The sequence below is a fragment of the Bradyrhizobium sp. LjRoot220 genome (genome assembly GCF_964252915.1).
Taxonomy (GTDB): domain Bacteria; phylum Pseudomonadota; class Alphaproteobacteria; order Rhizobiales; family Xanthobacteraceae; genus Bradyrhizobium.
Genome location: NZ_CAXUPS020000002.1, coordinates 579,045 through 606,022, shown reverse-complemented (window position 1 = coordinate 606,022; position 26,978 = coordinate 579,045). Strand labels below are relative to the sequence as shown.

The window sequence follows — 26,978 nt, the reverse complement described above, 5'->3', positions numbered from 1 at the left end:
TGATCGATGAGATGAATCAATCGTTCCAGTTCTGGATCAAGGCCACCTTTCGAGCCAACCCGCCGGAGATGGCGCAGGACCGCAATCCCGCGCAGGAGCTGCGGGCGGCGCTGCGCAAGCTGGCCAAGCAGTGGCAGGACAATTTCGACGAGGCGGCGCCGAAGCTGGCAGACTACTTCGCCAAGGCGGTGCAGCTGCGCAGCGACGCGGCGCTGAGGAAAATCCTTCGCGACGGCGGGATCAGCGTCAAATTCAAGATGACGCGGACCATGCAGGACGTGATGGACGCGACCATCAACGAGCAGGTCAACCTGATCAAGTCGATACCACAGCAGTACCTGACCCAGGTCGAGGGGATGGTGATGCGATCGGTGCAGACCGGGCGCGACATGGGGACGCTAGCGAAGGGCCTGCAGGAACAGTTCGGCGTCACGAAGCGGCGCGCGGCGAATATCGCGCGGTCGCAGACCAATATTGCGACTTCCGCGATGACGGCCGCGAGGCAGCACAGTCAAGGCATCACCGAGGGTGATTGGATTCATTCGGGCGCTGGCAAGCACCCTCGCCCGACGCACGTTGCGATGAACGGCAAGCGATTCAATCTGCGCAAGGGGATGTACGATTCCGCTGTCGGACGTTTCGTCATGCCTGGCGTCGAGCCCGGTTGCCGATGCATCTGGCGGCCGGTCATCAAAGGGTTCTCATGAGCATCAAGCTTCTCAGCGGGTTCCTGTTCTGGTCGTTCGTCGGCATCGGGTCCGGCGCCATCTTTTACAAATTCGTCGTCGCGCCGATCGGCGGCATCTTGCGGTGGACCTTCTGATGGCAGCGATCGGCACAAAGCTGCGGCGGGCGGTTGGCGGTGGCCGTGTGATGCTGATGCATTGGTGCCCGGGGTGCGACGATCCGCATGGAATAATTATCGAGGGCGGACCACCGATTTGGTCGTTCGATGGCAATTACGATGCGCCGACGTTCTCGCCGTCAATCCTGTGCTTCACCACCGAAACAACCGACGATGACGACAAGCCGCTGCCGGCGCCGGTGCGCCGAACGCTGTGCCACTACTTCATCAAGGCCGGCAAGATCGAGTTCTGCGGCGATAGCCCGCACAAGCTGGCCGGACAAATCGTAGACCTTCCCGATTGGCCTTACGCGCCTGGCACGTACGGCGGAATCGAAGAGTAACCACCCCACCCAAAGGACAGTTCATGCGTACAGTTCAGTGCCTCGCACTCGCCTGCCTCGTTGCCCTCACCTTCCCGGCGATCGCGGCAGAAGCGCCGGCTTCCGAGAAGGCGACGGTTCTCGACTGCTTGACGATCCTCAACGGTCTCGAGGAGATCGACGGCAAGCGGACCATGATCGTCAACCAGGGCAAGGCGAACGAACAGGTTGTCGAACTGCCGTTCGAGTTCGGCAACGGCCGCCTGCGGCAGGACCTGGCCCGCAACATCGGCATCCTCGGCATCGTCCGGCGCGATCAGCAAGCCGCGGCGCAGAAGGTGCTGATGGAGATTTCCAAGGGCAAGGGCGAGATCCGCCCGCCTGAGCAAAGCGCGTCGGCCGAGGACAAGGCAGAGTATCTGCGCCAGACCCTCGAATATGACCGGCAGATGCGCGAGCTGACCGCTCGCCCCTGCCCCGTCGATGGCCTGACGCGCATCAAGGCATCGGAATTGAAACTGGATCGCAACGAGATCAGGGCCGGCGCGCTGTCCGCAGTCGACCGGATTCTCGACAAGTAGGAACACTACGATGAAGCTTGCGATGGACAAGGCTCCCGGCAAGATCGCCGCCGGGATTCTGTTCGTCGCGCCGGACGGCGACGTGCTGCTGCTGCGCCGATCCTCGAAAGAAGAGAACTTCGCCGGCCATTGGTCTCTGCCCGGCGGCAAAGCCGATGACGGCGAGACCCCCGACCAGGCGGCGCGCCGAGAAGCCCTAGAAGAGATGGGCGAGCATCCGGACGGCGAGCGCGAGCTAATCGACGAGCGAACCACGCCGACGGGGATGCAGTTCCACACCTTCAAGCAGGTTGTCGGCGACAAGTTCGTCCCGAAGCTGAACGACGAGCACAGCGGCTATGCCTGGGCATCGCGCGACATGCTCCCGCAGCCGATGCACCCGGCCGTCAAGGAAGTGCTGGCGCGCGCCATGGCTGCCGACGAGGCGATCCGGTCGCGCGCGATCGCCTTCGATCGGAAGTCGGTCCGCCGCTACGACGGCGACGGCCGCCTGCACATCGAGGCCGCGCACATCAGCAAGGCCAACGTCTGCGAATATCTCGGCCGCGAGATTCCCGACTTTCAGGAACTGGGGCTGGATCCGGACAAGCTGTACCGGCTCTATCGAGATCCGGAAGAGCTGGCGAAGGGCGCTCAGACCTTCAACAATCTGCCGATCCTGTCGCGGCACGTCCCAGTCGACGCACGCGATCATCAGCCGGACCTCGTCATCGGGTCGACTGGTACCGACGCAGCGTTCGGACCGCCGCATCTCGACAACAGCTTGGTGTTCTGGGCCGGCGAGGCCGTCGACGACATCGAGTCTGAACGGAAAAAGGAACTATCCAGCGCGTACCGGTACCGCGCTGACATGACGCCAGGCACCTCGCCAGAGGGCGAGGCCTTCGACGGCGTCATGCGCGACATCATCGGAAACCATGTAGCGCTCGTCAAAGAAGGCCGTGCCGGCAGCGATGTTGTCGTCGGCGATTCCGCAATCCCGAACCTCCAGGAGACATTCGAAATGTCCAAGACTTTGCTGACCCGCATGGGTTCCGTTGCTCTCGGCGCCGTCATGGTCGCGCTCAAGCCGAAACTGGCGCAGGATGCCAAGGTCGATCTCGGCCCGGCGTTCGCAGGACTGACCCACAAGAACTTCAAGGCCAAAAAGGCCGGCGTGATCTCCGGCATCACCAAGGCGACCAAGGGCAAGCTGGCGCAGGACGCCACGATCGAAGACGTGGTCAAAGTCGTCGAGGCGCTCGAGGGCACCGATGTCGAGGAAAGCGCTGACACCGATCTCGACACCGGCATCATCGCCGATCCGGACGAGTCCATGGACGCCGAAGGCGGCGGTCTTAGGGACTTTCTCAAGGGCAAGCTGGGCGAGGATGACTTCGCGACGGCTTGCGGCATGATGAAGCCTGGCGGTGCCGACGAGGAAGAGTCCGACGAGGACAAGAAAAAGCGCGAGGAGAAAGAGAAGGAAAAGATGGCCGGAGACGTCGAAAAGCAGGTCGCCGAGAAGACCAAAGACATGGTCACCAAGGGTGCGATGGACGCGGCGATCGACAAGGCTGTCACCGCGGCCGTGAAGGGTGTCAAGACCGAGGCCACGGCCACCGTCGAAGCGCGCGAAGCGGTCCGCCCCGTGGTCGGCGCCGTGTCCCTGGCTCTCGACAGCGCCGCCGGCGTCTACAAGGCGGCGTTGACCATTCTCGGCGCCGAGGACCTCGACAAGGTCGATGCGTCGGCTTACCCGGCGCTGTTCAAGGCCATGTCGACCAAGGCCGCGCCGCAGGTCAAGACGCCCCCGGCGATGGACGCCGCTGGCGCCAAGTCGTTCGCCGAGCGTTTCCCGCACGCCGCACGCATCAACGTCAGCGCGTAACCTCAACTTCGTCACCACGGCTGAACTGAACCCACGCTGGAGGGCTTAGAGCCTCCGGCGCCAACCCCGCTTTCACGAAGGAACAGATCCAATGGCTGGTTTTCAGGCCCGTACCACCGTTCAGCCCGCAGTCGGCGTTGAAGGTGATTTCGCCAGCGCCAATCCGCGCTTCTCTGTCATGGCCGGCGCCGGCGCATTCGTTGCTGGCGCGCTTGGCGTCTATGTCGGCCGCTTCGCCTGGGCCAAGGAAACCCGCATCGATGACGTCGGCGCGCCTGCCGTCGTCGACAGCTTCGGCGCTGGCCCGGTGACCGGCTTCGTCCATCGCGAGATGCAGGCCGCGCTGACGGCGTACCTGCAGGAATCGTCGATGTTGATCCCCGCCGGTTGGGGTCTCACCCTGATGAACGGCGGCGACTTCTTTGTGAAGAACACCGGCGCCAACCAGGCGCAGCCCGGCATGAAGGCCTACGCGAACTTCCTCGACGGATCCGTCACGTTCGCGGCTACCGGCACGCCTACTGCAGGGGGCACGTCGACCGCATCCACGATCGCCGCGGGCACGAACTCCGCCAACGGCACCATCAACGGTAACGTGTTCACTGCAACCGACACCCTCACCGGCGTGCTCTACGACGGCTCGCTGCTGTCCGGTACCGGTGTGGCGACCGGCACCCGCATCGTCGACCAGGTCCTGCCGCTGCTGCCCGGCGAAGCGCTGCGCGGTCTCGGCCGCTACTACGTCAGCATTCCCGAACAGGTAGTCGCATCGACGCTGATCAGCGGCACCTATGGCTTGATGACGATCGGCGGCACCGTTGCTGGCACCTTCGCTGTCGGCCAGCCGGTCTCGGGAGCCGCGACCCCGGCCGCCGGTACCGTCATCACCGACGTCGGCACCGGTCTCGGCCAGGCCGGTACCTACATCGTCAACCTGACGCAAACCGTCGGCTCCGGCGCGCTCAACACGTCGACCAACGTCGAAACGAAATGGGTCGCGATGAGCTTCGGTCTGCAGAACGAGCTCGTCAAGATCAGCGATCACCCGCTCGGCTAATCGCCGGGCTCCCTTCCATCACCTGGTTTCAACCAAAACCGAGCGGCGCTCGGCCCATGGAGCTTAAAATGACCCTTGAAGAAGCGATGGCGCGTTACGCCGCAGAATCGGTACAGTTCCAGCGGCTCGGTGTCACCGTCGATGCGCGCTGCTACCTGACGGACGAATTGAAGCACAACTTCATGGCGTACGACGCGCAGCCGATCATGCAGACCGCGCCGAACTCCGGCATCCCGGTCTGGCTGTCGACCTATATCGACCCCGCCATCTACGACATCCTGTTCGCCCCGACCGAGGCGGCCGAGATCGTCGGCGAAGAGCGCAAGGGCGATATCACCACCACGACGGCGACGTTCCAGACCGTCGAGCATACGGTCGAAGTCTCCACCTATGGCGACTTCAACGAGAACGGCCGCGCATCGGTCAACACCAACTGGCCGAACCGTCAGTCGTACATCTTCCAGGTCATGGCGGAGTACGGCGACATCGAGATCGAACGCGCAGGCCTCGGCCGGCTCAATCTCGTCAGCGCGCTGGACAAGGCGGCCGCGGACGGTCTCAACCGGTTCTCGAACCTGTCGTACTTCTACGGCATCGGCGGGATCCTGTGCTTCGGTCTCTTCAACGATCCGAACCTTGGCGCGCCGCTGACGCCGGCCACCAAGGCCAACGGCGGTACCGCGTGGTTCACCGTCGATGGTCACCCCAATGCCACCGCCAACGAGGTCTACAACGACATCGTCGCGCTGTACCAGAACAATGTTCAGCAGAATCTGGGCAACGTGAACAAGAAGTCTCCCATGGTGCTGGCACTGTCGCCTGGCTCCGAGGTGGCGCTGACGTTCACCAACTCGTTCAACGTCAACGTGGAAGATCTCTTGAAGAAGAACTTCCCCGGCCTGCGCATCCAGACCGCCGTTCAGTATGGCGCGCTGTCGGCCGACAACCCGCAAGGCGTCGCGGCCGGCAACTTCATGCAGCTGATCGTTGAGACGATCAAAACGCAGAAGACCGCGTTTTGCGCCTTCAACGAAAAGCTGCGCGCCTTCCCGATCATCCGCGCGGCATCGTCCTACAAGCAGAAGAAGGCGGCCGGCACGTTCGGTGCCGTCATCCGCATGCCGGTCGGCTTCACGTCGATGGTCGGCATCTAAGACCGCCGCAATCACGAGAGGTGCGCTTCGGCGCGCCTCTCACACCCACCTAAACCGCCAGCACCCAGGAGTTCAGTCACCATGACGCAAGCTACAGCCCAGCAGCTGCCAAACGCCGACAAGAACAACGAGCAGGCCCTGACCACCCGAAACACGGTAACGGTGGCCTGCAAGATGCCGCACGGCGTCATGATCAGGGATTTCGCCGAAGGCAAGGTGATGGAAGACGTGCTGGGCGGAGGCAAGCGGCCGACGAAGGTGTTTCGCCCTGTTGGCCGCCCGATCCGCGTCAAAGGTCCGGTGGTGCCAGACCAGTTCATTCGCCTCGTCGAAGTCGTCGGCGGCTACGCGATCACCGAAGGCGTTGATGCCAGAGTCTTCGCCAAATGGATCGATGCCAATAAGGAAGCCCCGTTCGTCACCAACGAACTGATCTTCGGCCACGAGAACGGCGACATCGTTCGCGGCTGGGCCAAAGAGCACGCCGCGGTCAGGAGCGGCATGGAGCCGCTGGACGTAACGATGAAGAGCGAGAGAGGCCGCATGGTCTACAGCGACGAGCGCGTGCGCACCGCCGGTGCCGATCAGGTCGTCGACGGCAAGGTCGAAGCGACCACCGCGTAACACCGCGCGCTCGAGCGAGGATCGATCCCGATGGGCGTAATTGTCTCCTTCGATTACGCCACATGGATTGCGAACCCGCTCTATGCCGGGTTTGTAACGACGGTCGACGCGCCGGCAGCGCAGGGTTATTTCGACATCGCCACCACGATCCACCGCAACGATGGCGGCGGACCGGTGTGTGACGCGACGCAGCAGCTCAACCTGCTCAACATGCTGGTAGGCCACCTGGCCGGGCTGTTCGCGCCGCCCTCCCCGGGCGTGGCGCCGTCGGGCGTCGTCGGCCGCATCTCGAGCGCAACGCAAGGATCGGTCTCGGTCCAGGCAGCCTATTCGAACAACGTCACCGAGCAGATGGCGTGGTTCATCCAAACCAAATGGGGCGCGCTCTATTGGACGGCGACCGCGCCGTTCCGGACCATGCGCTACATCCCCAACAGAAATCGCGGCGTAGTCGGGCCTCCGGGCTTCGGCGTTTAACAGGAGTGGAAGTCGATGGAACAGGATATCGTATCGAAGCGCGTGACGGATTTGATGAGCTTCAAGGCGAGAGCCGAAAAGGCGATCGCCTTCTTCGAGGGAGTCCAGGCCGCTGGCGGGTTGCCGACCGCACCGGCCGGCGCTGCGACTGGAATGAGCGACGAGGTGCGCACGGCAATCGACGACCTCAACACCAAACTCGATGCGCTGCTGTCCTTCCGCGTCGACGTCAGTGGCAAGCTCGAAGGCATCCCGGAACGCCTGACGGCGCTCGAAGGATCGAAGGCTGAAGCCGAGTCGTTCTCCGATCGGCTGGGCTCCATGCTGACGTTCTTCGAGGAAAACCGCGAGGGTCTTGAGGTGCTGCTGTCGATGGACGGCGTGCCGGATGCGCCGAAGGCGCCAGAACCCGCGCCCGAACCGGCTCCGGCCGATCAGTCCAATACCGGGACCGGTCCGCAGACCACCGACCAGCTGGTGGCCGAGACTGCCAAGACCTGATGGCTGCGTTCCGGGGCGGAGAAAAGCTGGCGATCGCGCTGGCTGAGATGGCCGCTAACCTGTCGAGGCCCGGCACCTTGCGTGTCGGGTTTCTTGAAGGCGCCACCGCCCCGAACGGCGACTCCATCCCGCTGCGAGCCGCGCTCAACGAGTTCGGTACAGGCACCATCCCGCCCCGCCCTTTCTTCCGCAACATGGTCGCCGAGAAAAGCGACGAATGGCCGGAAGGCATCGCCGAGGCGCTCAAGGCCAACGATTACGATGCCACCGCGGCCCTCTCGCTGGCAGGCGAAGGCATCAAGGGGCAGTTGCAGCAGTCCATCAAGGACACGAATTCGCCGCCGCTTGCCGCATCCACGGTGAAGCGCAAGGGCTTCGACAAACCGCTGATCGAGCACGGCGATATGCTCAACGCCGTCGACTACGAAGTTAAATCCTGAAAACACAAGGAAACGACACGATGCGGAATCTCAGTCCGAAGCCGCTTGCCATTGTCGCCGCGCTGGTTGCCTCGTCGATTGCCGCGCTCGCGGCCAACACGGTGTTTTTCACGAACACAGGCGACCTGACATTCCCGTTCAAGGCTCCGACCGCTTCGGCGCCTGGCCTGATCGACAACATGACGATCGGCGCCACCACGCCGCAGGCCGGCAACTTTACCACGCTCAAGTCTACCGATGGCATGACCTGCGTTAGCTACAACCAGGTCCTGACGGCCGCGATCGGCGACAGCACCATCTTCATCGCGACGAGACCCTACATTCTGGTCAGCGCGAGCCAGGTCCACGCGATCGCCGCCGGCGGCGCGTCGTTGGTGCAGTTGGTCAAGGATACCGGCACCGCAGCTCCTGGCGCCGGTACCGACCTTTTGACGAACAACACCAATACCGGCTTCAACCTGAACGCTACCGCCAACACGGTGCAGGTCGGGACGCTGGTAGCGGCCTCGACGCGGACGCTAGCCGCCGGCGATCGGCTGTCCGTCGATTTCTCGGCCGCCATCCAGGCCTCGTCGGGCATTTCCATCACCGCCTGCCTCGCCCCGCAGTAGTCGCCATGAACCTGCGGGCGATCGCCAATTCGGTAACGAGCGCGGTCAGCCCGAACTTTGCGGCCAAACTGTTCATCTCGACCGGCCACACGACGGTAAATTTCAAGCAGGTGCCGGCATACGACAAGATCGACGTCGTCGCCGACGTGCAGGCGCTGTCGTCAGGAGATCTTCGGCAGCTCGACTCGCTCAACGTGCAGGGCGCGCAGAAAGCCATCTATCTGAATGGCGCGGCGCTCGGCATCAGCAGGATCAAGCAAAAGGGCGGCGACCTCATCGTGTTCGCCAACGGCACCATGCCGGAGGGCAATACCTGGCTGGTGCTGGCCTCGCTCGAGCAGTGGGGCGGCTCCACCTGGTGCAAGGTCGCCGTCAGTCTTCAGGACGACATTCCGGACCCGACGTAAGAGGATGCATTCGATGCGAAGTCTGAAGCTCAGTGTATTTCTGCTTGCGCTGATCGCCACGGCTCCGGCGGTTGCTCAGACTCCCAACGCGACCGGCGACACGTTCGTAACGCAACAACGCAGCAAGACCGTGCAAGGCATGGTCGGGATGTGCGTCAATTCGTCGAATATCGCGGTACCATGTGGCACTGGCGGTACCGGTGCAGTGGTGGCGGGCAGCACCAGCAACGCTTCATCGAACGTGACGCCGACCGCGACCAACGTTCCGACCGCCGCCTATCAGTATTGCTGGGATGGCTCGAATTGGGACCAGTGCCCGGGGTTGCTGACCGGCACACCGGGCGCACCAGCTGCTGACGTTCTCACCGTGCAATTCCCGCTCGCCGGAGGCTCGTTCCCGACCGGCGCGACCGCCATCCAAGGCAACGCCGCTGGCACCACCGGCGCCGTCGTCGGAACGCTGGCGGCGAACGCAACCAAGATCACCTATCTGTGCGACTTCGACGTCTCCGGAATCGGCGGCACCGCAGCGCTCGGCCCGGTAACGATCGCCGGACTGCTCGGCGGCTCGAAGATCTATCAACTGAGCTCGTCCGCCACCGGCGTGACGTTGAGCAAGTCGTTCAACCCGTGCATTCCCGCCAGCGCCATCAATACGGCAATCACGATCACGACGACCGCGAATGGCACCGCCACCGCGGTAAACGTCAATTCGTCGGGCTATCAGCAGTAGGAGTGATAGCCATGAAGTGGTTTCGCAAAGCCGTCGCGATCGTCACGGCGGCCGCGATCGCGGCGCTGTCGTTCATCCCGACCGCGGATGCTCGCCGCGTCGTCTTCAGCAAGGGCTATTCGGGCGCGGCCTATACCTACAATCTGAAGTCGTCGAACACTACCAACCTGCGCGCCGACTGGCTCGCGCAATCCGGCAACGTCAATCTCGTCGCCGACGGCGATAGCACGGTACGCGGACAGTCGACCGGCGCAGGTGCGTCGCAGGCCGTCAACTCGTGGCCAATGAAGATGGCCGCGAAGCTGCGCGCGCGCGGCGTCAACGCCGGCGCCAACAACTTCATGTCGGACGGCGGTTCGTGGGGCCTCGGCCAGACCATCGACAATTTCAAGACCGGCGACGGACGCGTTCTCAGCACTCCTACGATGGCGCTTGGCAGCGTCATCACCGCCGGCGGCAACGCCTTCGCGGCAAGCGCCGCCGGGACGCTGTCATTCACCCCGCAGGACAACGTCGACTCTGCGGATATTTGGTGGCGTGACGGCGCGACCGGACGCAACTTCACCTGGGCGGTGAACGGCGGCGCGACCACGCCGATCAATTCGACCAACGTCACGCAACTTCGGCGCACGCCGGCACCGCTCGGCGCTGTGGGCAGCAAGACAATTGAATTGTCCTGGGCGCTCGGCTCGATAACGCCGATCGGCATCCATGCCTACAATTCGACGCTGGGTCCCGAACTGTCCATCCTCAATTGGGGCATCTGCGGCGCGACGTCGACCGGGCTGAACAGCAACGCCGACGTGGTCGGCAGGCTGAACATGGTCGACATCGTTCAGCCGAGTGCCATGTTCTACAACGCCGGCATCATCAACAGCTGGCGGACGTCGATCTCGGTAGCCGTGGCCAAGGCCGACATGGTCACGATGGTGCTGCGGGTCAAAGCCGCCGGCGGCGATCCGATCCTGGTGGTGCCGCCCTTCGACAACTCGTCGACCGGCAACGCGGCTAATCAGAACCAGTACGTCAACGCGATGTACCAGGTCGCGGCGGAGTATGACGTCCCACTGGTCGACATCCGTCTGAAGTGGCTGTCCTATGCGAACGCGCTGGCGCTCGGCTACATGAGCGATAGCGTCCACTCGACGGCGCTTGGATATGACGACATGGCAGAGGTTTACACCAACGTCGTCATGGCAATCCTGAACAACACGTTTGCCGCCAACGATAACGATCCGATGCTGCCGCCGAAGTCCAACGACGGCGCGCCGCCGCTGTATTCGCGGCATGCCATGGTCACCGATGCCGCAAACGACAATCGGCCGAGGTGGCTGGAGATGGTCGCGTGACGCCATCGATCTCGCAAGACGGCGTCAATGTCGCTCTTGGCAATTTTCTGAAAGCAGCGCTCGGCCTCGCAGACGGCAAGATAGTCGTCGGGCAGTCGAACCGGGTTGCCTCTCCGGAAGGCGATTTTGTGGTGTTCTGGCCGCTGCGCCGCCCGCGCCTGGCTACCAACCTCGACACCAGCGCCGACGGCGCCTTCACCGGCTCAATCGCCCCGATCAATGCCAACACGGCTACGATGACGATCACCGCGGTCGATCCGGACTTCACGGGGCAACTGAAGGTCGGAAGCAAGGTCTTCGGCGTGGGTGTTGCCGCCGACACGACGGTCACCGCGCTGGGCACTGGTTCCGGAGGAATCGGAACCTACGTCGTCACCCCGTCCCAAACCGTCGCCTCGGGCACCCTATCCGCCGGCACCGTCGATATCGCCCAATCTACCGATGTCGTGATGCAAATCGACGTCCATGGGCCGAATTCAGGCGACAACGTCCAGACGATATCGACGTTGTTCCGCGATCAGTACGCGGTCGATCGCTTCGCCGGCACCGGCGTATCGCCGCTCTATGCAGAAGACCCCCGGCAGATGCCGTTCTCGACGGCGGCGCATCAGTTCGAGGACCGGTGGATGATCGACGTCCACATGCAGATCACGCCGGCGGTATCCGTGCCGCAGCAGTTCGCAGACACCCTCGAGCTGGACTTGGTCGACGTCGAGACACCGGCCGCCTCGTGGCCGAACTCGACGATCACCGTTCCCTGAAACTCTTTACGGAAATGAACGCGAGGACCCTTCCATGAGCACGATCCCCGTCAGCGAAGTCGTTCGCGTTACGCCGGGCGTTCTGCCCGCCGGCGGCTCGGCCCGGACCATCACTGGCTTGGTGCTGACCACGAACACCCGCGTGCCGATCGGCACCGTGGCGGCATTCTCGTCGCCGGAGGCGGTCGGAAACTATTTCGGGTTCGATGCGGCTGAGTATCAGAACTCGCTGAAGTATTTTGCCGGCTTCGACGGCTCGAACAAGCGACCGGCGTCAATGCTGTTCGTGCAGTATCCTCTTACAAACGTCGCTGCCTACGTTCGTGGCGGCGACGTCTCCCAACTCACCCTGGCGCAGCTGCAGGGATTCAGTGGCACTCTCAGCGTCACCATTGATGGCGTCCTCAAGACTGGTTCGGTCAATCTGAGCGGCGCGACCTCGTTCACGAATGCTGCGATCATCATCGCCAACTCGCTCGACATCGAGGGCGCGGTTGCAGCGACGGCCACGGGCTCGATCGCCGGCACGGTGTTCACCGCAGCCTCGGCCCTGACCGGCACCTTCGCGCCTGGTCAGCGCATTTCCGGCGGCACGACCGCGGCCGACACCACCATTCTCGCGCAGCTCACTGGCCCGACCGGCGGCCTCGGTACCTATACGGTTTCGATCAGCCAGACGGTTGCGTCCGCCACGATCACGGCGCATGCGCAGGCCGTCGCCTATGACAGCGTCTCGGGCGCCTTCGTCATCAATTCCGGGACCGCCGGAGCCTCATCGACCATCACGTACGGCTCTGGCGCCATGGCGACCGACCTGAAGCTGACTTCGGCATTGGGCGCCGTTCTTTCGCAAGGCGCCGCGGCTACGACGCCAAGCGCCTTCATGGGTGCACTGGTGCAGGGAAACCGCGGCTTTGCGACCTTCATGCTCAACTTCAATCCGGACGTCTCTGGCAACGATATCCGGTTTGCTTTTGCTCAGTGGAACGGAACGCAGAATTCGCGCTTCGCCTATGTGGCGATCGACGACGACGCAGCTCCGACAGTATCGACGCCGGCGGCCGCCTGCCTGGCGCAGCGCATCGCAGCCGCCGAGATCGACGGCACGGTCTGCAACTGGCAACCTCCGGCAAGCGACCTCGTCAATCCGACTGTGGCCATCGACTATGGCAGCCTCGCCGCGTTCGTGTGCGGATCCGCTGCCTCGATCGACTTCACCCAGACGGACGGCCGCATCACCTTCAAATTCCGGAAACAGTCCGGCTTGCAGGTGGGCGTCACCGATCAGACGGTGTTCGATAACCTCGTGGCCAACGGCTACAATTGCTACGGCGCCTATGCCGACGGCGATGATACCTTCACATGGTACGCCAACGGCGTCGTCTCCGGCGACTTCTTGTGGTTCGACACTTACGTGAACCAGATGTGGCTGAATGGGTCGTTCCGGAACGATCTCGTCACGCTCGCTCAGAACGCCAAATCGATCCCGTACAACGCCGCGGGCCGCGCGACGATCGAGGCGGCTCTTGCCGGGACCATCAACCAGGGTCTCAGCTTTGGCGCGTACCGATCAGGTGTGACCCTGTCCCCCTCGCAGATTGCGGACGTCAACGCGAGCGCCAACATCAGCATCTCCGACACCTTGACGGCTCAGGGCTGGTACCTGTTCGTTGGCGACGCAGATCCTACGACGAGGCAGGCGCGCCAGTCCCCGCCCATGACGTTCTATTACGTAGACGGCGAATCCGTGCAGGAGTTCGATTTGGCGAGCATCGCACTTCAATAGATTTTCGGAAACACCAGCGAGGATAACCCGCGATGAACATCACCTCCGCCAACGCGACGATCCTGCTGACGTCGCCGCTGGTATTTCCAACCCCGCAGCAGCTCCAGCAGTTCGCGACCGACGACGTCTATGGCACCGATCCGCTATCGGTCGGAGAAACCGCGATGGGTGTCGACGGTCATCTGACGGCCGGCTTCACCAACGTCCCGGTTGTCCAGAAATATATGCTGATGGCCGACTCTCCTTCGAATTTCTTCTTCGATCGCATCTTCAATCTGGAGAAGGCGAACCTGACGAAATACGAGATCAACGGCGTCATCCTGTTGACGTCGGTCGGCCAGAAGTGGACGCACACACGCGGGTTTCTGTCGATCTATCAGCCCATCCCTGACGCGAAGAAAGTGCTTCAGGCCCGCACTCACACAATCACATGGGAGCGGGTAGTTCCGTCGCCGGTATAGTATGCGCAGGTCCAGTAAAGTTGAAATTCCAGCGGGCGACACGAACAATCGCGACGCCGGCAAGACGTTCATCATCACTGAAGTCTCCGCGGTGCAGGCCGAGGAATGGGCGCTGCGCGCGCTCATGGCGCTTGGCACCTCCGGAATCGTGGTGCCGCAGGAGACCGCCGACGCCGGCCTGATCGGCGTCGCGCTGATTGGCTACCAGGCATTCATGGGCGCCAAGCAGGACGAAGTTCTGCCGCTGTGGCGCGAGATGCTGCCTGCCTGCGTAACCATGCGGGTATCGCAGGACGTCTCCCACCCGTGGAATCCGACGCTCATCGAAGAGGTATCGACCCTCCTGAAGCTGCGGGAGCAAATACTGGAACTGCACACGGGTTTTACGCTGGCCGAGCTCACCCTGCGCTTGAGGGAAGTGGGCTCGGCTGGGCCGAAGAAGCGGCGCTCGCGGAATACCTCAACGTCCCCCGCACCATCGGGACCGTAATTTCGCTGCGGATGGCGACGCTTCACGAACTCTCGACGGTCTACAGTCTGAAGGATTGCTACGACATGATCGAGATTGCCGCTGTCGATGCGCATAACCGGCGTGTGCTAAATCCGCCGAGAGTACCGTAATGCCGACGATCATCGATAGCCTCGTCGTCGAGCTTGGTCTGGACCCGAAGAAGTTCACGGCCGGGCAGCGCCAGGCGCTCGATGAGGCAAAGAAGCTCGAGAACCAACAGCTCGCCAGCGCCAAGAACATCGAACACGCCTCCTCGCGCGCCGGCGAGGCTATTGGATCCGTTCGAACCGAGGCATTGCGCCTATTCGGCGCCCTGGGAGGAAGTGCCGCCGTCATCGCTCTCGCCACTAAGATCACCACCGCCGATGCCGCGGTCGGACGATTGAGCCGCAACCTCAATATGTCGACCGAGACCATTTCGAAATGGCAGGGTGTCGCCCGGATATTCGGTGGCGACGCGGCCACGATGGCGCAGACCTTCACGACGATCTCCGACGCCGTCGAGGGTTTCAAGATAGGGAAAATCTCGCCGCTGATCGCCGATTTCCGCGCGCTGTCGACCGCCGGCGGGACGATCATCGACGTCAACAAGGGTGTCGACCAGACGCTCTTGGATATATCGGCGAACCTGAAGAAAATCCACGACACCGACCCCGCGCGCGCCGGCCTGATGGGCCGCATCATCGGACTGGACCCTGGCCTCTATGACCTTCTGGTCAAAGGGCCCGGCGCTACCCAGCAGATGCTGGACAAGGTGAAGTCCCTCGGCATAACGACGAAAGCGGCGGCCGAGAACGCCGGTGAACTGGCTAAGGCCTGGAATTCGGTTGGCTTGGCGATTGAAGGTGCAGCCCGTCCCACGACAACTATACTTGGCCCTGCTCTCGCCGATGCCTTGAACGCCGCGGCCAAAGATATCTCGGGCAACCGCAGCTATGTTGGCCTGAGCAAGATCAGGGAAACCGGTCTCTCCGGGTTCTGGGAGACGCTGAAACAGGGCCTGCCCTGGACGTCGGCGTCAAAACCGTCGGCGGCGACGCCGGCAGGTGGCGCCTTCACGTCGCAGCTCGAGAAGGAACAGTTCATTCGAGCTGAAGCGGCCAGGCGCGGCATCAATCCAAACGTTGCCATGCAGGTTGCGCGCAGCGAGGGCTTCACGACCTTCGTCGGCGACAACGGGACGTCATTCGGATCGTACCAGCTGCACGTCACGCCGGGAGGCAAGGGGCGCGCCGTTGGGGATCAGTTCCGCGCCGCCACCGGGCTGGACCCGTCGGACCCAAAGAACGAGCGTGCAGGAATCCAGTTCGCGCTGGACGATGTCAGGCGAAATGGCTGGACCGCCTACCACGGCGCCAAACGCGTCGGCCTCGACAAGTGGTCAGGCATCGATCGCAATGGCGGCAGCACTTCGACCACCGAAGTCAACATCAACGGGCCGATCACCGTCACCCCGCCAGCGAATGCATCGCCGGAAGACTTCGCCAGCCGCTTCAGCGCGGCTATCGCCCGCCAAAGCTTCGCGCAACAGGCCGCAGGAGGGCAACAGTAAATGGTCGGGTTCCCGAATGTGCCGTTCGCGCCGGGAGTTCCAGCCCTCCCCCGCGCTCCTGGGTTCGTCGGTGTGGTCGTCGATCTGCTGCTGGCCGACGCGCTATCGATTTTCGGGGACAACTCATCGCAGTGGGGCCTCTTCGTCGACGGCGTGCCCGTCGTCACCGCGGAGTCGGTTCTGTCGTTCGAATTCAAGGAAGGCGCCACGGTAGCGACGTTTCCCGTCGAGCCGCCGGCAAGCGGAGGTTCACCAGGAACTTTCGAAAGCTACGACAAGGTCATGCGTTCGTTCGACGTGCGGCTGCGCTTCTCGACCGGCGGATCGCCGGAGGATCGCCAGGCGCTGCTCGATTCCGCAAGAGCAGCGGTTCGATCGCTCGACCTGATGGACGCGGTCACTCCGGAAGCCACTTACGAGAGCGTCAACCCGACCCACTGGGACTATCGTCGAACCGCGGATCGCGGCGTCGGCCTGCTCGTGGTCGACATCTTCTGCGAACAGATCCAGGCCACGGCATCAACGTCATTCACGACGGCGCAGTCTGGCGCCAGCGGCATCGACACCTCGACCAGCACGACCCAGATATCGGTACGGCCGGCCGCTTCGATTGTGAACCCGCAATCGCCGAGTGCTTCACCGCAGGTCAACGGTGGAACAGTGCAGCCGGTAGCGAACGCGCCGGGCCAATTCGACTTTCCGTCATAGGTTCTGGAATGTCAGACACGATTCCGCTGTCGGCAGTGCCGAACCAAGCGTTTGTGGCACCCGTAGGGAGCCAGAACTGTCGGCTTAACATCTACCAGAAGACCACCGGCCTCTACATGGACGTCATCCTGAATGAACAGGCGGTCATCCTTGGCGTGCTCTGCGAGGACCGCAATCGGATCGTTCGCAACGTCTATCTCGGGTTCTCCGGCGACTTCGCGTTCTTCGACACGCAAGGCACGTCGGATCCAGATTACACCGGTCTCGGCGAGCGGTACCGCCTGATCTATTTTGAGGAATCGGAGATCCCCGAGGGTGTCACCTGATGGCGCTCGAGCAAAGGCTGCTCAACGCAACGATCTCCCTCGCGTCCGGGTCGTTCACGGAGGGAGGCAACACCGCCAAGCTGCCTCAGGGCCTGCGGATGTCCGCGGTCTTGCAGAACGCCGGCGGCTTGTCAGATGGCACACTCAACCTGACGATTTACGGAATGACCCGATCGCTGATGAACCAGCTTTCGACCCTCGGCATCCAGGTCAATCTTGTACCCAAGAACCCGATCACCTTGACGGCCGGCACGGCTGGGAAAATGTCGACCGCGTTCACCGGCTACATCATCGCCGCTTTCGCGGACTACAATGCGTCTCCAGAAGTTGCCTTCCATATCACCGCGCACACCCTGGCGGCCTATGGTGCTGCGCCGGCCGAGGCATCGAGCTTCAAGGGCTCGGCCGATGTCGCGACGATCATGGCCGGGTTCGCGACCAAGATGGGATTGCGGTTCGAGAACGCCGGCGTCACGACGAAATTGTCAAACCCGTACTTCTCTGGGTCGCTACGCGACCAGGCGCGCGCGTGCGTGAAGGCGGCCGGCATATCATGGAATGGCGGCGAACTCGGCTTGATGTCGATCTGGCCGAAGAACGGCAGCCGCGCGGGCCAGGTCCCGGTTATTGCGCCCCCTCCCCGCGGCAGCATGATCGGTTACCCGACCTATACGGCCTACGGCATCATGCTTCGCAATCTGTACGAACCAACCATTGGTCTGGGACAGAAGGTCAGCGTTGAAAGTTCGGTCCTGACCAAGGGCGAGTGGCAGGTCTACTCGCTGGCTCACCAGCTCGAATGCGCGGTGCCTCGCGGAAAATGGGAGACGACCATTATGGCCTACAATCCCAAACACCCGACACCGGTTCGTTGAGATGGCGGATGGCGACAGTGGATTTAGCCAGCAGGACCCAGCAGATTCCGCGACGCCGTACAATGCGCAAACGTTCGTTATTCGGCAGCTGATTGCGCAGATATCGACGCTGAAAATCGTCAAGGTCCTGACCGTCAATACCGACGCACCGGGACGCGGCACCGTCGACGTTCAGCCGATGGTGAACCAGCTGGACGGCGAGAACAACGCTACGCCGCACGGCACGATCTTCGGAATCCCCTACCGTAGTTTTCAGTTCGGCAAAAACGCCGTGCTCGCGGACCCCGTCGCCGGCGACATGGGTGTGATGGCTTGCGCCGATCGCGACATTTCCGCGGTGAAGTCGGCAAAGGATATCGCCCCACCCGGTTCAGGGCGGCAATACGACATGGCCGACGGCGTCTATCTCGGCGGCCTCTTGGGAGACGAGGAGCCGGAACAGTACGTCAAGTTCACCGAAGACGGGATGGAGCTGGCGGACAAGAATACGAACAAGCTGGTGTCGGGCCCGACCGGATGGGAGTTCACCGGACCGGTGAAGTTCAACCAGCTGGCGGTTATGGCGGGGGGAATGCAGCTGTCCGGAAACATCGTGAACGTCGGTGGCGGCGCCTATACCGGAAACTTCATCACCTCCGGCACCATCCAGTCCGGCACGATCAGCCTCACCGGTCACCATCACACGGCGCAGGGCGCCTTCGCACCCACAACGGCGTCGCAGCCATGAAGACGCTTCTGCTCGATACCGTCACCTGGGACTTGGTTCTCGACGTCAACGGCAACATCGCGCTTGCAAGCGAGCCCTATTCGTTGGCGCAAGACGCGGCGAGCTCGATCCGGACCTTCCTGGGTGAGTGCTGGTACAACACCACGATCGGCATTCCATATTTCCCGACACTGCTTGGCAAGGCGCCGAACGTGCCGCTCATCAAAACAAAAATGGAAGGCGCCGCCCTCGCCGTGCCAGGCGTCGTCAGGGCCAAATGCTTCATAACCTCGATCGCAGGAAGGCGTGTCACCGGTCAGGTGCAGGTCACGGACAGCGACGGAACCGTAACAGCGGCGGCTTTCTGACATGACGAACGTGCCCGGCCTTACCTTCACCGATCGGGGCTTCGTGGTGCCGAGTGAGCAGGCCGTATTGACAGGCGTGCAAGCCGATATCGACGCTGCTTTCGGCGGCGGCGTAAATCCGGCGCTGAACACGCCGCAAGGCCAGCTCGCGACCTCGACCACGGCGGTCATCGGCAATGTCAACGACAGCGTCGTCAACCTCTTTAACCAGTTCGATCCTGCCTACGCATCCGGCCGCGCGCAAGATGCGCTAGGCCGAATTTACTTCATCGCTCGGAAGCCGGCCCTACCAACCGTCGTCTCAGCCGTCTGCACAGGCGGTCAAGGCGTCGTCATTCCGGTAGGCGCTCTTGCCCGCGCGGCCGACGGAAATATCTACACCTGCACCGATGGCACTGGAGAGGAAGGTATCCCGGCGATAGGAAATGTCACGCTGACGTTCACCTGCAATGTCGATGGACCGATCGCGTGCCCGGCCGACAGCCTGACGACAATATTCAGGGCGATACCAGGTTGGGATAGCATCAACAACCCGACGGATGGCGTTCTCGGCAACGAAGTGGAAAGCCGTGCAGAGTTCGAGCTGCGCCGCACGGCATCGATCGCGAAGAATGCGCGCGGCTCACTGCCGTCCGTGCTTGGCGCCGTGCTCGACGTCACCGATGTGCTCGACGCCTATGTGACGGAAAACGTCACCAGTTCGCCGATCACGGTCCGCGGCGCGGCGGTGGCGCCGAAGTCCCTGTACGTCTCGGCTGTCGGCGGTACCGATCTAGACGTGGCAACCGCCATCTGGTCGAAGAAGGCGCCAGGCTGTGCCTACAACGGCAACACGACGGTGACGGTGACGGATAACAATTCCGGATACTCGCCACCGCTGCCGACGTATGACGTGCAGTTCGAGCGTCCGGCCTCGCTGCCTATATCGTTCGCGGTCATCATCGCCAATAGTCCGCAGGTACCAGGTAACGCGGCGGCGCTGATCCAAACTGCAATCATGTCGGCCTTCGCCGGCGCCGACGGCGGCACGCGGGCGCGCATCGGTTCGACCGTCTACGCCAGCCGCTATTATGCGGCGGTTGCTGCGCTTGGAACGTGGGCGAACATCATCTCGATTCTGGTCGGGTCGACCAACGTTGCCCAAGCCGCATTCACCGGTACGATCGCCGGCACCGCTCTGACAGTATCGGCCGTCACCGGCACCATAGCCGCCGGTCAGCAGGTCCGCGACGTGAATGGCGCGGTGCTGGCGAACACCAAGATCGTCAGCGGCGCCGGCCTGTCGTGGGTGGTCGACATCTCACAAACCGTGGGTCCGATCGCCATGGTGGCTTTCCGCGCCAACCAGACATTCGTTGACGTCGACGCCGACCAGGTGCCGACCATCAACGCGTCCGACATCGTGGTGACCACCACATGACTGGTCCGGATATCCATCGCGCCAGGCATGGATTTGCGATCGGCGTTTCCGCGATCGGCGGCCCCGACCCGATAGGAACGGTTCAGGCGTTCGACGTCTGGGAAACGGTTATATCGCAGTTTGCGAATAGCCCGGTGCTGATGCAGTTGATCCTGAACATGGACAGCTACCTCGACCAGTCGGCAAACTTCGACGACTTCTACGACAAGGTAATGAACGTTTTGACCGCGCAGGGGTGGGGCCTCGACGTGTGGGGGCGCATCGTCGACGTCAGCCGGACATTGAGCGTTACCGAAGACGAGGCACTATTTCTCGGCTTCCAGGAAGCCGGCCAAACCGCGCAGCCGTTCAACAATGCACCGTTCTATTCGGGTCAGCAGATCAACGACGTCTTTGTTTTGACGGACAGCGCCTATCGTGTGCTGATCCTCGCGAAAGCGCTCGCCAATATCTGTGACGGTTCAATCCCCGCCATCAACCAGATCCTGCTGAACCTGTTTCCAGGTCGCGGCAACTGCTACGTCGTCGACAACCTCGACATGACGATGGTCTACAAGTTCGATTTCATCATGACTGCCGTCGAACTCGCGATCGTAGGTCAGTCCGGAGTGCTGCCGCGATCGACCGGCGTTTCGGCTACCGTCGAATCTCTGTTGGTGGACAGCTAAGAAGGACGATTCCTTATGCTTCGATCCGCCATCCCGCTTCGCTTCGCTCTCCCATGGGCCAAGAATGCTGCCGGCCCGTATATCCGCACCGTGCCTGTAGCTTCACAGATCGGCGTGCAGGATGGCGCGGCCTCCTTCAACGACGGTTTCGTTCCCGACAACTTCACGCCGCTTGCCGGCGGCGGTGTCCCGCCTTTCGGGCAGGACTTCAACGGCGTTATGAACGTCACGACGTCGTGGGATCAATGGTACCAAGCCGGGGCGCCGATCGCGTTCGACTCGTCGTACTCGACGGCGATCGGCGGCTATCCGCAGGGTGCCATCCTCGATTCCGCTCTCGTTATCGGCAAGCGGTGGGTGTCGCTGGCCGACGGCAACACGACGGACCCTGACGATCCTCTGACGTCGACGAATTGGCGCGCTGCAGGCCTGCCGTCGGGTACTCCGCAGGGCTTTCTGACGCCGACCTTGCCGAATGACCATGTCGCGGCGAACGGACTTACCATCGGCAATGCCTCGTCCAACGCGACGGCGCTTGCTTCAGCATCAGCGCTGTTCCTGTATGCAGCCAACTGGCTGCAGTTCTCGAATACCCAATGCCCGATCTTGACCAGCGCCGGCGCACCGTCGACGCGCGGCGCCAATCCGTATGCCGACTTCGCTGCAAACAAGCAGCTGACGCTGCCGGACATGAAGGGCCTTGGCATCATCGGCGCCGACACGATGGGCGGCGCGGCTTCAACGTTTCTCTCCGGTGTGCCGGCGACGATCGGCAATTCGACAACACCAGGCTCGATCTTGGGCGAGAACCTGCATGCGCTGTCGCTTGCCGAGAACGGCCCCCACACACACCCTTATCTAGGCAATACCGGCATAGAAAGCGCCAACCACGATCACGGCTATACGCAGAGCAATCCCACTTCGCCGATCGGTGGCGGCTACTCTGGAACGGGTAACATCGCAAGCTTTCCGAACACCGGAGCGACGACGTCGCTTCAGAGTGTCAACCATACACACAGCTATAGCGGCACAACCACCGGCTCCGGCAGCGGTACCGGGCACAATACCGTGCATCGGAGCATGGTCGTCTTTTGGGGACAGATCCTGTGACGTACAAAATTTCCAAGACGATCCTCGATCGACAAAACCTCGGAGACTTCGCGGCTCGAGCCGCGACCTTCGCTGTCGAGATGAAGCGCTGGCGCGAGCACATGGCGCGGGTGGCGAAAGACGAAGCCGGGAACGTTCCGGTCATCGACCGGCATATGCCCTATCCGCGTCCGCGCGAACACGAGCTCGTCGAAGCCGCGGTGAACGAGAATGACGAGATGGCCTACGAGCTCGTCGACGACGGACCAAAGCCGGAAGAAATATTGGCGACCAAAAAGCAGGAGCTGGCGGCTGTGGTTTTTCAGATGGAGCGTGCAGCCGCGCAAGCCATCCTGCCGGAAGGCAAGCGCCGGCTGCAGGGTATGCGCTACAACGACATCAAGGGGCGGGACGCCGTCGTGGCGGCCGAAGTTGTCGGCGAACCATCGTTGTTGAAGAACATGGCTGCCGCGGTCGGATTGAAGAAAAGACTGACAGGCGACGATATCAAGAACGAAATCGAGAGCCGGCGTCCTGCCGACGACACCAGTTTTTTGCAGGACTACGAAATCCGCCTGAAGCGCATCGCCGCGATCGAGCGGCGCACCGCCGAGATCCACGATGCGATCGAGGACCTCACGCTCGACAATGTCGACGCCTATCAGATTCCTGACTTCACGAAGGAAGATTGATCCAATGCGCTATTTGAAGTTTGCACTGGCGTTCGTCGGATCGCTGCTGCTCGCGGCGGTGCCGGCGATCGCGCAGACAAGCCCGAACCTCACCAAGGGCCAAGTGCTGACGGCCGGTCAGTGGAATGCGCTGTTTGCCAGCAAGCAGGATACGCTCGGTTATATCCCGCTGAATCCTGCGGGCGGCACGATGTCCGGCCGACTGGTCACCGCGGCGCCCGGGACCAACCTTGCGGGCCTCAATCTGACGCCGGGAACGACGCCGGCGGCCCCAGCGAACGGCGATCTGTGGGTGACGTCGTCCGGCATCTTCGCCCGCATCAACGGCGTGACGATCAACCTAACGGGCGCGGCCAGCACCAGCTTTGCGGCGACATCGCCTGTAACCGTTTCCTTCCCGGCCAGCGTCGTCACCTATGCCTGCGCGACCTGCGGTGTGACTGGAAGCCCGCTTTCTCAATTTGCTGCCACTACTTCGGCCCAGCTCGCAGGCGTAATATCGAACGAGACCGGCACTGGGTCACTAGTGTTCGCAGTCGGCCCAACAATAGGGTCCCCCATCATCACCACGGCGTTCACCGCGACCGGTCTCGTGAAGAACTCCGATCTGGTCAGCGCCTCGACCACGGTCAACGGTCAGACCTGTACGCTTGGATCGACGTGCACCATCAGCGCGACCGCCGGCACCATCACGGTCGGAACTACACTGGTTGCCAGCGGAAGCACCACGCGCATTCTGTACAACAACGCGGGGACGCTCGGCGAATACACGATCACCGGCACCGGCACCGTGGTGGCGATGCAGACTTCGCCGGTGTTCACGACGCCAAACATCGGCGTTGCCACGGGCACAAGCCTGGCTCTTGGAACTTGCACGCTCGGAACCGACGTGGCGTGCATCGGGGCGGGAGCAAATACCACCGTTACCATCGGATTGAGCGGAACAACCACACTTAAAATCGGTATCGCCAACGTCGCCAACGGTCGACTTGAGATTGCCGGTGCTACCAGTGGCAGTTTGATCGTTCTTCCGGCGGCTGTTGCAAGCGGCCAATGGACAATCCCATCTGGCACCACCTCCTTTGTCGGCACCGATCTTACGCAGACGATGTCGAACAAGACATTCAGCGGGACGACCGCGTTTGCCAGCGCGAACTTCAACGGCACGGTTTCGATTGCGAACAACTCGGCAACCGGATTCACGGTCGGCCTAAGTGGCGTCAGCAATCCAGCGTTGCTTGTCGATTCCAGCACGGCTTCATCTGCGACCGGAATTTCAATCAAGAGCGCTGCGGCTGGAGGCGGCAGTTTCCTTGCTGCGATTTCCAGTAATACTAATGAGAATCTGCATCTCGACGGCAAGGGCAGCGGCTCCGTCATCCTCAATGCCATTGGGACGGGTACGGTTCAAATCTCGCGTGCCATCCTTTACGGCGGCGTGACGCTGTCGAACTCGGTAACCGGCACTGGCGCGATGGTGCTCGGCACCACGCCAAGTTTCACAACCGGATTCCGGATCGGCGGCGCGGCGGCTTCAGGCAACTATGCGCGCGGCGACGGCACCAACTTTGTCAGTTCGGCGATTCAGGCAGCCGATCTTCCCTTGGTCGCGAACGCTTCAGGCGCACCATCGGCAACTTTCGGCGCGATGAAGTGCGATGGTGTCACGACGACCTGTTCGAGCGGCGTTGTTACGGCGTCGGGCGGTGCGGCGTCATCAGTGCAAATCGGAACGACGACGATCGTCGGCGGCACGAACACTCGCTTCCTCTACAACAACGCGGGCACGCTCGGAGAGATCATCGGAGTGTCGCCAAGCGGTACGCCAACCGCCAATCAAACGGCTGTCTGGGTGACGGGCTCGACGGCGAAGGGCGTCGGGCCAGGCACTGCCGGACAACATTGGACATCGAACGGCGCTGGCGTCGATCCATCATTTACTTCGGGCGCGTGGGTGCTGCTCAACACGATGACCGCGAGCAATTCGGCCTCTCTGGATGATACGACCAGCTTCACAGCGACATATCGCGAGTACATGATCTCTATCGAAAACATTGTGCCGGCGAGCGCTTCAAATAACTGCCTATTGCAGGTTCATTCCGGTGGCACCTTTCAAGCGTCAAGCTATTTCGCGGGAGCAATCAGGTCGACATCCACGACGGTTGCTTCGATCGGGCAGACCACCAACATTCCCTGCGACGCCGGTAGCACGAATCTAGTCAATGCCGTTCCGGGCGTATCCGGGTATATGTATGTCGCTAATCCATCGTCGACTACGACACCCAAAAATTGGCACGGCACCTACAACGAAGCTATCAGCGGAACGACGCTGTTTGGTACCATGGGCGGATTTTGGAACAGCAACGCGGCGTTGACGGGATTCCGGATTGTCATGGGCTCCGGCAACATCACCAGCGGTGTCGTCCGCGTTTACGGCAGGCTTTGAATTCTCCGGCGGCGCTGGCGGCTCAGGCGCGATTTATGTCATCGATGATCGACGAATCGGAGCGCACTAGGGGATAACGCGCTCAACATACCGTTTGCCGGCTACCAAGGTGCTTTGCTGTCCAAATCGTTCGACAACGGGCAATGCGTGTTGCCAGCAGGGCACCATCACGGACATGTCGTCAGTGTATGGCGGTCGGCAGGCAATAATGGTGCGTCTCCAATATGGTCGTGCTGACGGAATTTTCATTCCAGTGCACTGCTTACGGGCGGCAATTGACCGAGGTCATTCCGGGGCCGCGAAGAGATAAGCCAAAGCATAAACAGTGCGGCGCCACCGTTGGAAAGCAGCACCGTAGAAAGTGGGACGTTCATGAGGGCTTGGATCAGCACACCACTGGAAACGGCTATCAGCGCTGGCGAGAGCCTTGCCGAGACGACGTTCCCGATGCCGATGACGATCCCGCAAACGAATGTTGCGATCGGAGCTAGAACAGGGCCTACGGATGCGATGCCTTCGGTGGCAAACAGCGAGCCGTTGAAGTTTCCAAGATTGTATTCGTGCTTCATGATGACCCCCAGCTGCTCGGTGTAGGGGCATCCGGTAAAGAGCCGCACGACATTGATCTGGCAGAAATTGGTGTGCGAGTGCGTGCTGAAGAACGCAAAGTAGTGATCGAGCGCGATTGAGGGCGTGGCGATCATCCTGAGATTGATGTAGCCAACCGCGTACAATCCGAACGCAGGATTGAGGAAGTAGAAGCCGGCACCCAAGATAAGCGGGGCCAGAATAGAAAGGACTGTTGCCGTTTTTGGCTTGAAGATCGTGTAGAGCGTCAGCAGGAAAACCAGCCATGCGGGGGCCAGCAAGACCGTCTTGTTCAGCAACACCGGGAAAAACGCCAGCAGCAGGATGAGCGCGATCGCACTCAATACCCAACGCCGGTTGAGGGAAAAGTAGGCAAAACAAAACGGAAGAACGGCTCCCGAGACGATGCCGCTCAAGTAATTCAACGGCCTAGGTCTGACGATCTCGTCCCGCATCGCTAACGAGCTAGCCAATCCAGCCACCCTGAAACCATACATTGCGCAGGCGGCAAGCACGGCGGCACTCGCGATCACTGCGCAGATCGCCAGCGCGTCCATCGTTCTGGGCGTCGCCGACAGGGGCTTGTTTTTGGTGGTGAGAAACAGCGCCGGGATCAGAAACGCGATCAGGCACAGCAATGCCGAGATCCTGGCCTGGCTATGGTCGTAATGGAGTTTGGTCGAATAGCTGAGAAAAATATAGCCAGCGACCATGCCGTACATCCACACACTGATGACGTAGCCGAAACTGAATTTGGCCAGCGCTAAGAGTGGAAGCGGGGTGAGCGCGAGCAAAATCGCAACGGCAGCGTCGGAAGAGTTTGAAAAATACAGCGGAGTAGCGAACCCAGGAAAAACGCGGCCAACAAGAGAGTAGGAAGCGACGGTTAGCACCAAGAAGATCAGGAGCTGCGCTGCAGCAATCGCCTGTTGGCGCGTCAGAATTCGCTCTCGGTCCTTGGCCGTGCGGCCAAGGCCGGAAAGCCAAGAAGAAATATCCACCACGTAGGCGCGCCCCCTGCTTTGCGAGCGACCTTCTAGCACCACAACC

At 61.9% G+C, this 26,978-nt stretch carries 30 protein-coding genes; 29 read left to right on the top strand and 1 reads right to left on the bottom strand.

The window, feature by feature from the left end; translation table 11 throughout:
* Positions 1–68 precede the first annotated feature (68 nt).
* The 29 genes from ACSQ84_RS11325 (at position 69) to ACSQ84_RS11185 (ending at position 25,340) form a co-directional block, all read left to right on the top strand.
* Positions 69–707: a phage head morphogenesis protein gene (locus ACSQ84_RS11325; protein ID WP_436211744.1), complete on the top strand. Its 639-nt coding sequence runs from the start codon at positions 69–71 to the stop codon at positions 705–707.
* Between the two features lie 115 nt (positions 708–822).
* Positions 823–1,188 (top strand): DUF6527 family protein, encoded by a 366-nt coding sequence (locus ACSQ84_RS11320; RefSeq protein WP_436211743.1) that lies wholly within the window; start codon positions 823–825, stop codon positions 1,186–1,188.
* Positions 1,189–1,211: 23 nt separating this feature from the next.
* Positions 1,212–1,748: a hypothetical protein gene (locus ACSQ84_RS11315; protein WP_436211742.1), complete on the top strand. Its 537-nt coding sequence runs from the start codon at positions 1,212–1,214 to the stop codon at positions 1,746–1,748.
* Between the two features lie 10 nt (positions 1,749–1,758).
* On the top strand, positions 1,759–3,618 hold the full coding sequence (locus ACSQ84_RS11310; RefSeq protein WP_436211741.1) for a DUF2213 domain-containing protein: 1,860 nt from the start codon (positions 1,759–1,761) through the stop codon (positions 3,616–3,618).
* A 91-nt stretch (positions 3,619–3,709) separates the two neighbouring features.
* Positions 3,710–4,675, top strand: coding sequence for a gp53 minor capsid family protein (locus ACSQ84_RS11305; protein WP_436211740.1), 966 nt, complete (start codon positions 3,710–3,712; stop codon positions 4,673–4,675).
* Positions 4,676–4,743: 68 nt separating this feature from the next.
* Positions 4,744–5,829, top strand: a complete 1,086-nt coding sequence (locus tag ACSQ84_RS11300; RefSeq protein WP_436211739.1) for a hypothetical protein — start codon at positions 4,744–4,746, stop codon at positions 5,827–5,829.
* Between the two features lie 81 nt (positions 5,830–5,910).
* On the top strand, positions 5,911–6,453 hold the full coding sequence (locus ACSQ84_RS11295) for a hypothetical protein (protein WP_436211738.1): 543 nt from the start codon (positions 5,911–5,913) through the stop codon (positions 6,451–6,453).
* A gap of 30 nt (positions 6,454–6,483) precedes the next feature.
* Positions 6,484–6,930 (top strand): DUF4054 domain-containing protein, encoded by a 447-nt coding sequence (locus ACSQ84_RS11290; protein WP_436211737.1) that lies wholly within the window; start codon positions 6,484–6,486, stop codon positions 6,928–6,930.
* Between the two features lie 15 nt (positions 6,931–6,945).
* Positions 6,946–7,431 (top strand): hypothetical protein, encoded by a 486-nt coding sequence (locus ACSQ84_RS11285; protein ID WP_436211736.1) that lies wholly within the window; start codon positions 6,946–6,948, stop codon positions 7,429–7,431.
* Positions 7,431–7,871, top strand: coding sequence for a hypothetical protein (locus tag ACSQ84_RS11280; protein WP_436211735.1), 441 nt, complete (start codon positions 7,431–7,433; stop codon positions 7,869–7,871). Before ACSQ84_RS11285 ends, ACSQ84_RS11280 begins: the two co-directional genes overlap by 1 nt.
* 20 nt (positions 7,872–7,891) lie before the next feature.
* Complete coding sequence (locus ACSQ84_RS11275; RefSeq protein WP_436211734.1) at positions 7,892–8,482, top strand: hypothetical protein; 591 nt, start codon at positions 7,892–7,894, stop codon at positions 8,480–8,482.
* A 5-nt stretch (positions 8,483–8,487) separates the two neighbouring features.
* Entirely contained in the window at positions 8,488–8,889 is a 402-nt protein-coding gene (locus ACSQ84_RS11270) for a hypothetical protein (protein WP_436211733.1), read from the top strand.
* A 13-nt stretch (positions 8,890–8,902) separates the two neighbouring features.
* Positions 8,903–9,622: a hypothetical protein gene (locus tag ACSQ84_RS11265; protein ID WP_436211732.1), complete on the top strand. Its 720-nt coding sequence runs from the start codon at positions 8,903–8,905 to the stop codon at positions 9,620–9,622.
* A gap of 11 nt (positions 9,623–9,633) precedes the next feature.
* Positions 9,634–10,971 carry an SGNH/GDSL hydrolase family protein gene (locus ACSQ84_RS11260; protein ID WP_436211731.1) on the top strand — a complete coding sequence of 446 codons (1,338 nt, stop codon included), beginning with the start codon at positions 9,634–9,636 and terminating at the stop codon, positions 10,969–10,971.
* Positions 10,968–11,732 carry a phage neck terminator protein gene (locus ACSQ84_RS11255; RefSeq protein WP_436211730.1) on the top strand — a complete coding sequence of 255 codons (765 nt, stop codon included), beginning with the start codon at positions 10,968–10,970 and terminating at the stop codon, positions 11,730–11,732. Before ACSQ84_RS11260 ends, ACSQ84_RS11255 begins: the two co-directional genes overlap by 4 nt.
* Positions 11,733–11,766: 34 nt before the next feature.
* A complete protein-coding gene (locus tag ACSQ84_RS11250) occupies positions 11,767–13,518 on the top strand; it encodes a DUF3383 domain-containing protein (RefSeq protein WP_436211729.1) in 1,752 nt (583 codons plus the stop codon).
* Positions 13,519–13,550: 32 nt separating this feature from the next.
* On the top strand, positions 13,551–13,979 hold the full coding sequence (locus ACSQ84_RS11245; RefSeq protein ID WP_436211728.1) for a phage tail fiber protein: 429 nt from the start codon (positions 13,551–13,553) through the stop codon (positions 13,977–13,979).
* A 1-nt stretch (position 13,980) separates the two neighbouring features.
* Entirely contained in the window at positions 13,981–14,469 is a 489-nt protein-coding gene (locus ACSQ84_RS11240) for a hypothetical protein (protein WP_436211727.1), read from the top strand.
* A gap of 130 nt (positions 14,470–14,599) precedes the next feature.
* A complete protein-coding gene (locus ACSQ84_RS11235; protein ID WP_436211726.1) occupies positions 14,600–16,042 on the top strand; it encodes a hypothetical protein in 1,443 nt (480 codons plus the stop codon).
* Positions 16,043–16,750, top strand: coding sequence for a hypothetical protein (locus ACSQ84_RS11230; protein ID WP_436211725.1), 708 nt, complete (start codon positions 16,043–16,045; stop codon positions 16,748–16,750). It abuts the gene before it with no gap.
* Positions 16,751–16,758: 8 nt separating this feature from the next.
* A complete protein-coding gene (locus ACSQ84_RS11225; RefSeq protein WP_436211724.1) occupies positions 16,759–17,076 on the top strand; it encodes a hypothetical protein in 318 nt (105 codons plus the stop codon).
* Positions 17,076–17,951 carry a baseplate hub protein gene (locus ACSQ84_RS11220; protein WP_436211723.1) on the top strand — a complete coding sequence of 292 codons (876 nt, stop codon included), beginning with the start codon at positions 17,076–17,078 and terminating at the stop codon, positions 17,949–17,951. The genes ACSQ84_RS11225 and ACSQ84_RS11220 overlap by 1 nt, the downstream gene beginning before the upstream one ends.
* Position 17,952: 1 nt before the next feature.
* The gene (locus tag ACSQ84_RS11215; RefSeq protein ID WP_436211722.1) at positions 17,953–18,678 is read left to right on the top strand and encodes a hypothetical protein; all 726 of its coding nucleotides are present in this window, start codon (positions 17,953–17,955) and stop codon (positions 18,676–18,678) included.
* The gene (locus ACSQ84_RS11210; RefSeq protein ID WP_436211721.1) at positions 18,675–19,025 is read left to right on the top strand and encodes a hypothetical protein; all 351 of its coding nucleotides are present in this window, start codon (positions 18,675–18,677) and stop codon (positions 19,023–19,025) included. The genes ACSQ84_RS11215 and ACSQ84_RS11210 overlap by 4 nt, the downstream gene beginning before the upstream one ends.
* Before the next feature lies 1 nt (position 19,026).
* Positions 19,027–20,445 carry a baseplate J/gp47 family protein gene (locus tag ACSQ84_RS11205; RefSeq protein ID WP_436211720.1) on the top strand — a complete coding sequence of 473 codons (1,419 nt, stop codon included), beginning with the start codon at positions 19,027–19,029 and terminating at the stop codon, positions 20,443–20,445.
* The gene (locus ACSQ84_RS11200) at positions 20,442–21,113 is read left to right on the top strand and encodes a DUF2612 domain-containing protein (protein ID WP_436211719.1); all 672 of its coding nucleotides are present in this window, start codon (positions 20,442–20,444) and stop codon (positions 21,111–21,113) included. The genes ACSQ84_RS11205 and ACSQ84_RS11200 overlap by 4 nt, the downstream gene beginning before the upstream one ends.
* Before the next feature lie 15 nt (positions 21,114–21,128).
* Entirely contained in the window at positions 21,129–22,223 is a 1,095-nt protein-coding gene (locus ACSQ84_RS11195; protein ID WP_436211718.1) for a hypothetical protein, read from the top strand.
* A complete protein-coding gene (locus ACSQ84_RS11190; RefSeq protein ID WP_436211717.1) occupies positions 22,220–22,894 on the top strand; it encodes a hypothetical protein in 675 nt (224 codons plus the stop codon). Before ACSQ84_RS11195 ends, ACSQ84_RS11190 begins: the two co-directional genes overlap by 4 nt.
* A 4-nt stretch (positions 22,895–22,898) precedes the next feature.
* Positions 22,899–25,340, top strand: a complete 2,442-nt coding sequence (locus ACSQ84_RS11185) for a beta strand repeat-containing protein (RefSeq protein WP_436211716.1) — start codon at positions 22,899–22,901, stop codon at positions 25,338–25,340.
* Positions 25,341–25,585: 245 nt separating this feature from the next.
* On the opposite strand, the gene ACSQ84_RS11180 is transcribed toward ACSQ84_RS11185, so the two are convergent.
* Positions 25,586–26,932 carry a hypothetical protein gene (locus ACSQ84_RS11180; RefSeq protein ID WP_436211715.1) on the bottom strand — a complete coding sequence of 449 codons (1,347 nt, stop codon included), beginning with the start codon at positions 26,930–26,932 and terminating at the stop codon, positions 25,586–25,588.
* Positions 26,933–26,978: the final 46 nt, after the last annotated feature.

Bases quoted from the DNA above. Each gene is read 5' to 3' on its own strand.
- ACSQ84_RS11285 (WP_436211736.1), top strand. From the start codon at position 6,946: ATGGAACAGGATATCGTATCGAAGCGCGTGACGGATTTGATGAGCTTC.
- ACSQ84_RS11280 (WP_436211735.1), top strand. From the start codon at position 7,431: ATGGCTGCGTTCCGGGGCGGAGAAAAGCTGGCGATCGCGCTGGCTGAG.
- ACSQ84_RS11310 (WP_436211741.1), top strand. From the start codon at position 1,759: ATGAAGCTTGCGATGGACAAGGCTCCCGGCAAGATCGCCGCCGGGATT.
- ACSQ84_RS11300 (WP_436211739.1), top strand. From the start codon at position 4,744: ATGACCCTTGAAGAAGCGATGGCGCGTTACGCCGCAGAATCGGTACAG.
- ACSQ84_RS11270 (WP_436211733.1), top strand. From the start codon at position 8,488: ATGAACCTGCGGGCGATCGCCAATTCGGTAACGAGCGCGGTCAGCCCG.
- ACSQ84_RS11220 (WP_436211723.1), top strand. From the start codon at position 17,076: ATGGCGCTCGAGCAAAGGCTGCTCAACGCAACGATCTCCCTCGCGTCC.
- ACSQ84_RS11250 (WP_436211729.1), top strand. From the start codon at position 11,767: ATGAGCACGATCCCCGTCAGCGAAGTCGTTCGCGTTACGCCGGGCGTT.
- ACSQ84_RS11225 (WP_436211724.1), top strand. From the start codon at position 16,759: ATGTCAGACACGATTCCGCTGTCGGCAGTGCCGAACCAAGCGTTTGTG.
- ACSQ84_RS11295 (WP_436211738.1), top strand. From the start codon at position 5,911: ATGACGCAAGCTACAGCCCAGCAGCTGCCAAACGCCGACAAGAACAAC.
- ACSQ84_RS11320 (WP_436211743.1), top strand. From the start codon at position 823: ATGGCAGCGATCGGCACAAAGCTGCGGCGGGCGGTTGGCGGTGGCCGT.
- ACSQ84_RS11290 (WP_436211737.1), top strand. From the start codon at position 6,484: ATGGGCGTAATTGTCTCCTTCGATTACGCCACATGGATTGCGAACCCG.
- ACSQ84_RS11195 (WP_436211718.1), top strand. From the start codon at position 21,129: ATGCTTCGATCCGCCATCCCGCTTCGCTTCGCTCTCCCATGGGCCAAG.
- ACSQ84_RS11210 (WP_436211721.1), top strand. From the start codon at position 18,675: ATGAAGACGCTTCTGCTCGATACCGTCACCTGGGACTTGGTTCTCGAC.
- ACSQ84_RS11245 (WP_436211728.1), top strand. From the start codon at position 13,551: ATGAACATCACCTCCGCCAACGCGACGATCCTGCTGACGTCGCCGCTG.
- ACSQ84_RS11200 (WP_436211719.1), top strand. From the start codon at position 20,442: ATGACTGGTCCGGATATCCATCGCGCCAGGCATGGATTTGCGATCGGC.
- ACSQ84_RS11235 (WP_436211726.1), top strand. From the start codon at position 14,600: ATGCCGACGATCATCGATAGCCTCGTCGTCGAGCTTGGTCTGGACCCG.
- ACSQ84_RS11275 (WP_436211734.1), top strand. From the start codon at position 7,892: ATGCGGAATCTCAGTCCGAAGCCGCTTGCCATTGTCGCCGCGCTGGTT.
- ACSQ84_RS11305 (WP_436211740.1), top strand. From the start codon at position 3,710: ATGGCTGGTTTTCAGGCCCGTACCACCGTTCAGCCCGCAGTCGGCGTT.
- ACSQ84_RS11205 (WP_436211720.1), top strand. From the start codon at position 19,027: ATGACGAACGTGCCCGGCCTTACCTTCACCGATCGGGGCTTCGTGGTG.
- ACSQ84_RS11260 (WP_436211731.1), top strand. From the start codon at position 9,634: ATGAAGTGGTTTCGCAAAGCCGTCGCGATCGTCACGGCGGCCGCGATC.
- ACSQ84_RS11265 (WP_436211732.1), top strand. From the start codon at position 8,903: ATGCGAAGTCTGAAGCTCAGTGTATTTCTGCTTGCGCTGATCGCCACG.
- ACSQ84_RS11215 (WP_436211722.1), top strand. From the start codon at position 17,953: ATGGCGGATGGCGACAGTGGATTTAGCCAGCAGGACCCAGCAGATTCC.
- ACSQ84_RS11230 (WP_436211725.1), top strand. From the start codon at position 16,043: ATGGTCGGGTTCCCGAATGTGCCGTTCGCGCCGGGAGTTCCAGCCCTC.
- ACSQ84_RS11315 (WP_436211742.1), top strand. From the start codon at position 1,212: ATGCGTACAGTTCAGTGCCTCGCACTCGCCTGCCTCGTTGCCCTCACC.
- ACSQ84_RS11185 (WP_436211716.1), top strand. From the start codon at position 22,899: ATGCGCTATTTGAAGTTTGCACTGGCGTTCGTCGGATCGCTGCTGCTC.
- ACSQ84_RS11240 (WP_436211727.1), top strand. From the start codon at position 13,981: ATGCGCAGGTCCAGTAAAGTTGAAATTCCAGCGGGCGACACGAACAAT.
- ACSQ84_RS11325 (WP_436211744.1), top strand. From the start codon at position 69: ATGGCGCAGGACCGCAATCCCGCGCAGGAGCTGCGGGCGGCGCTGCGC.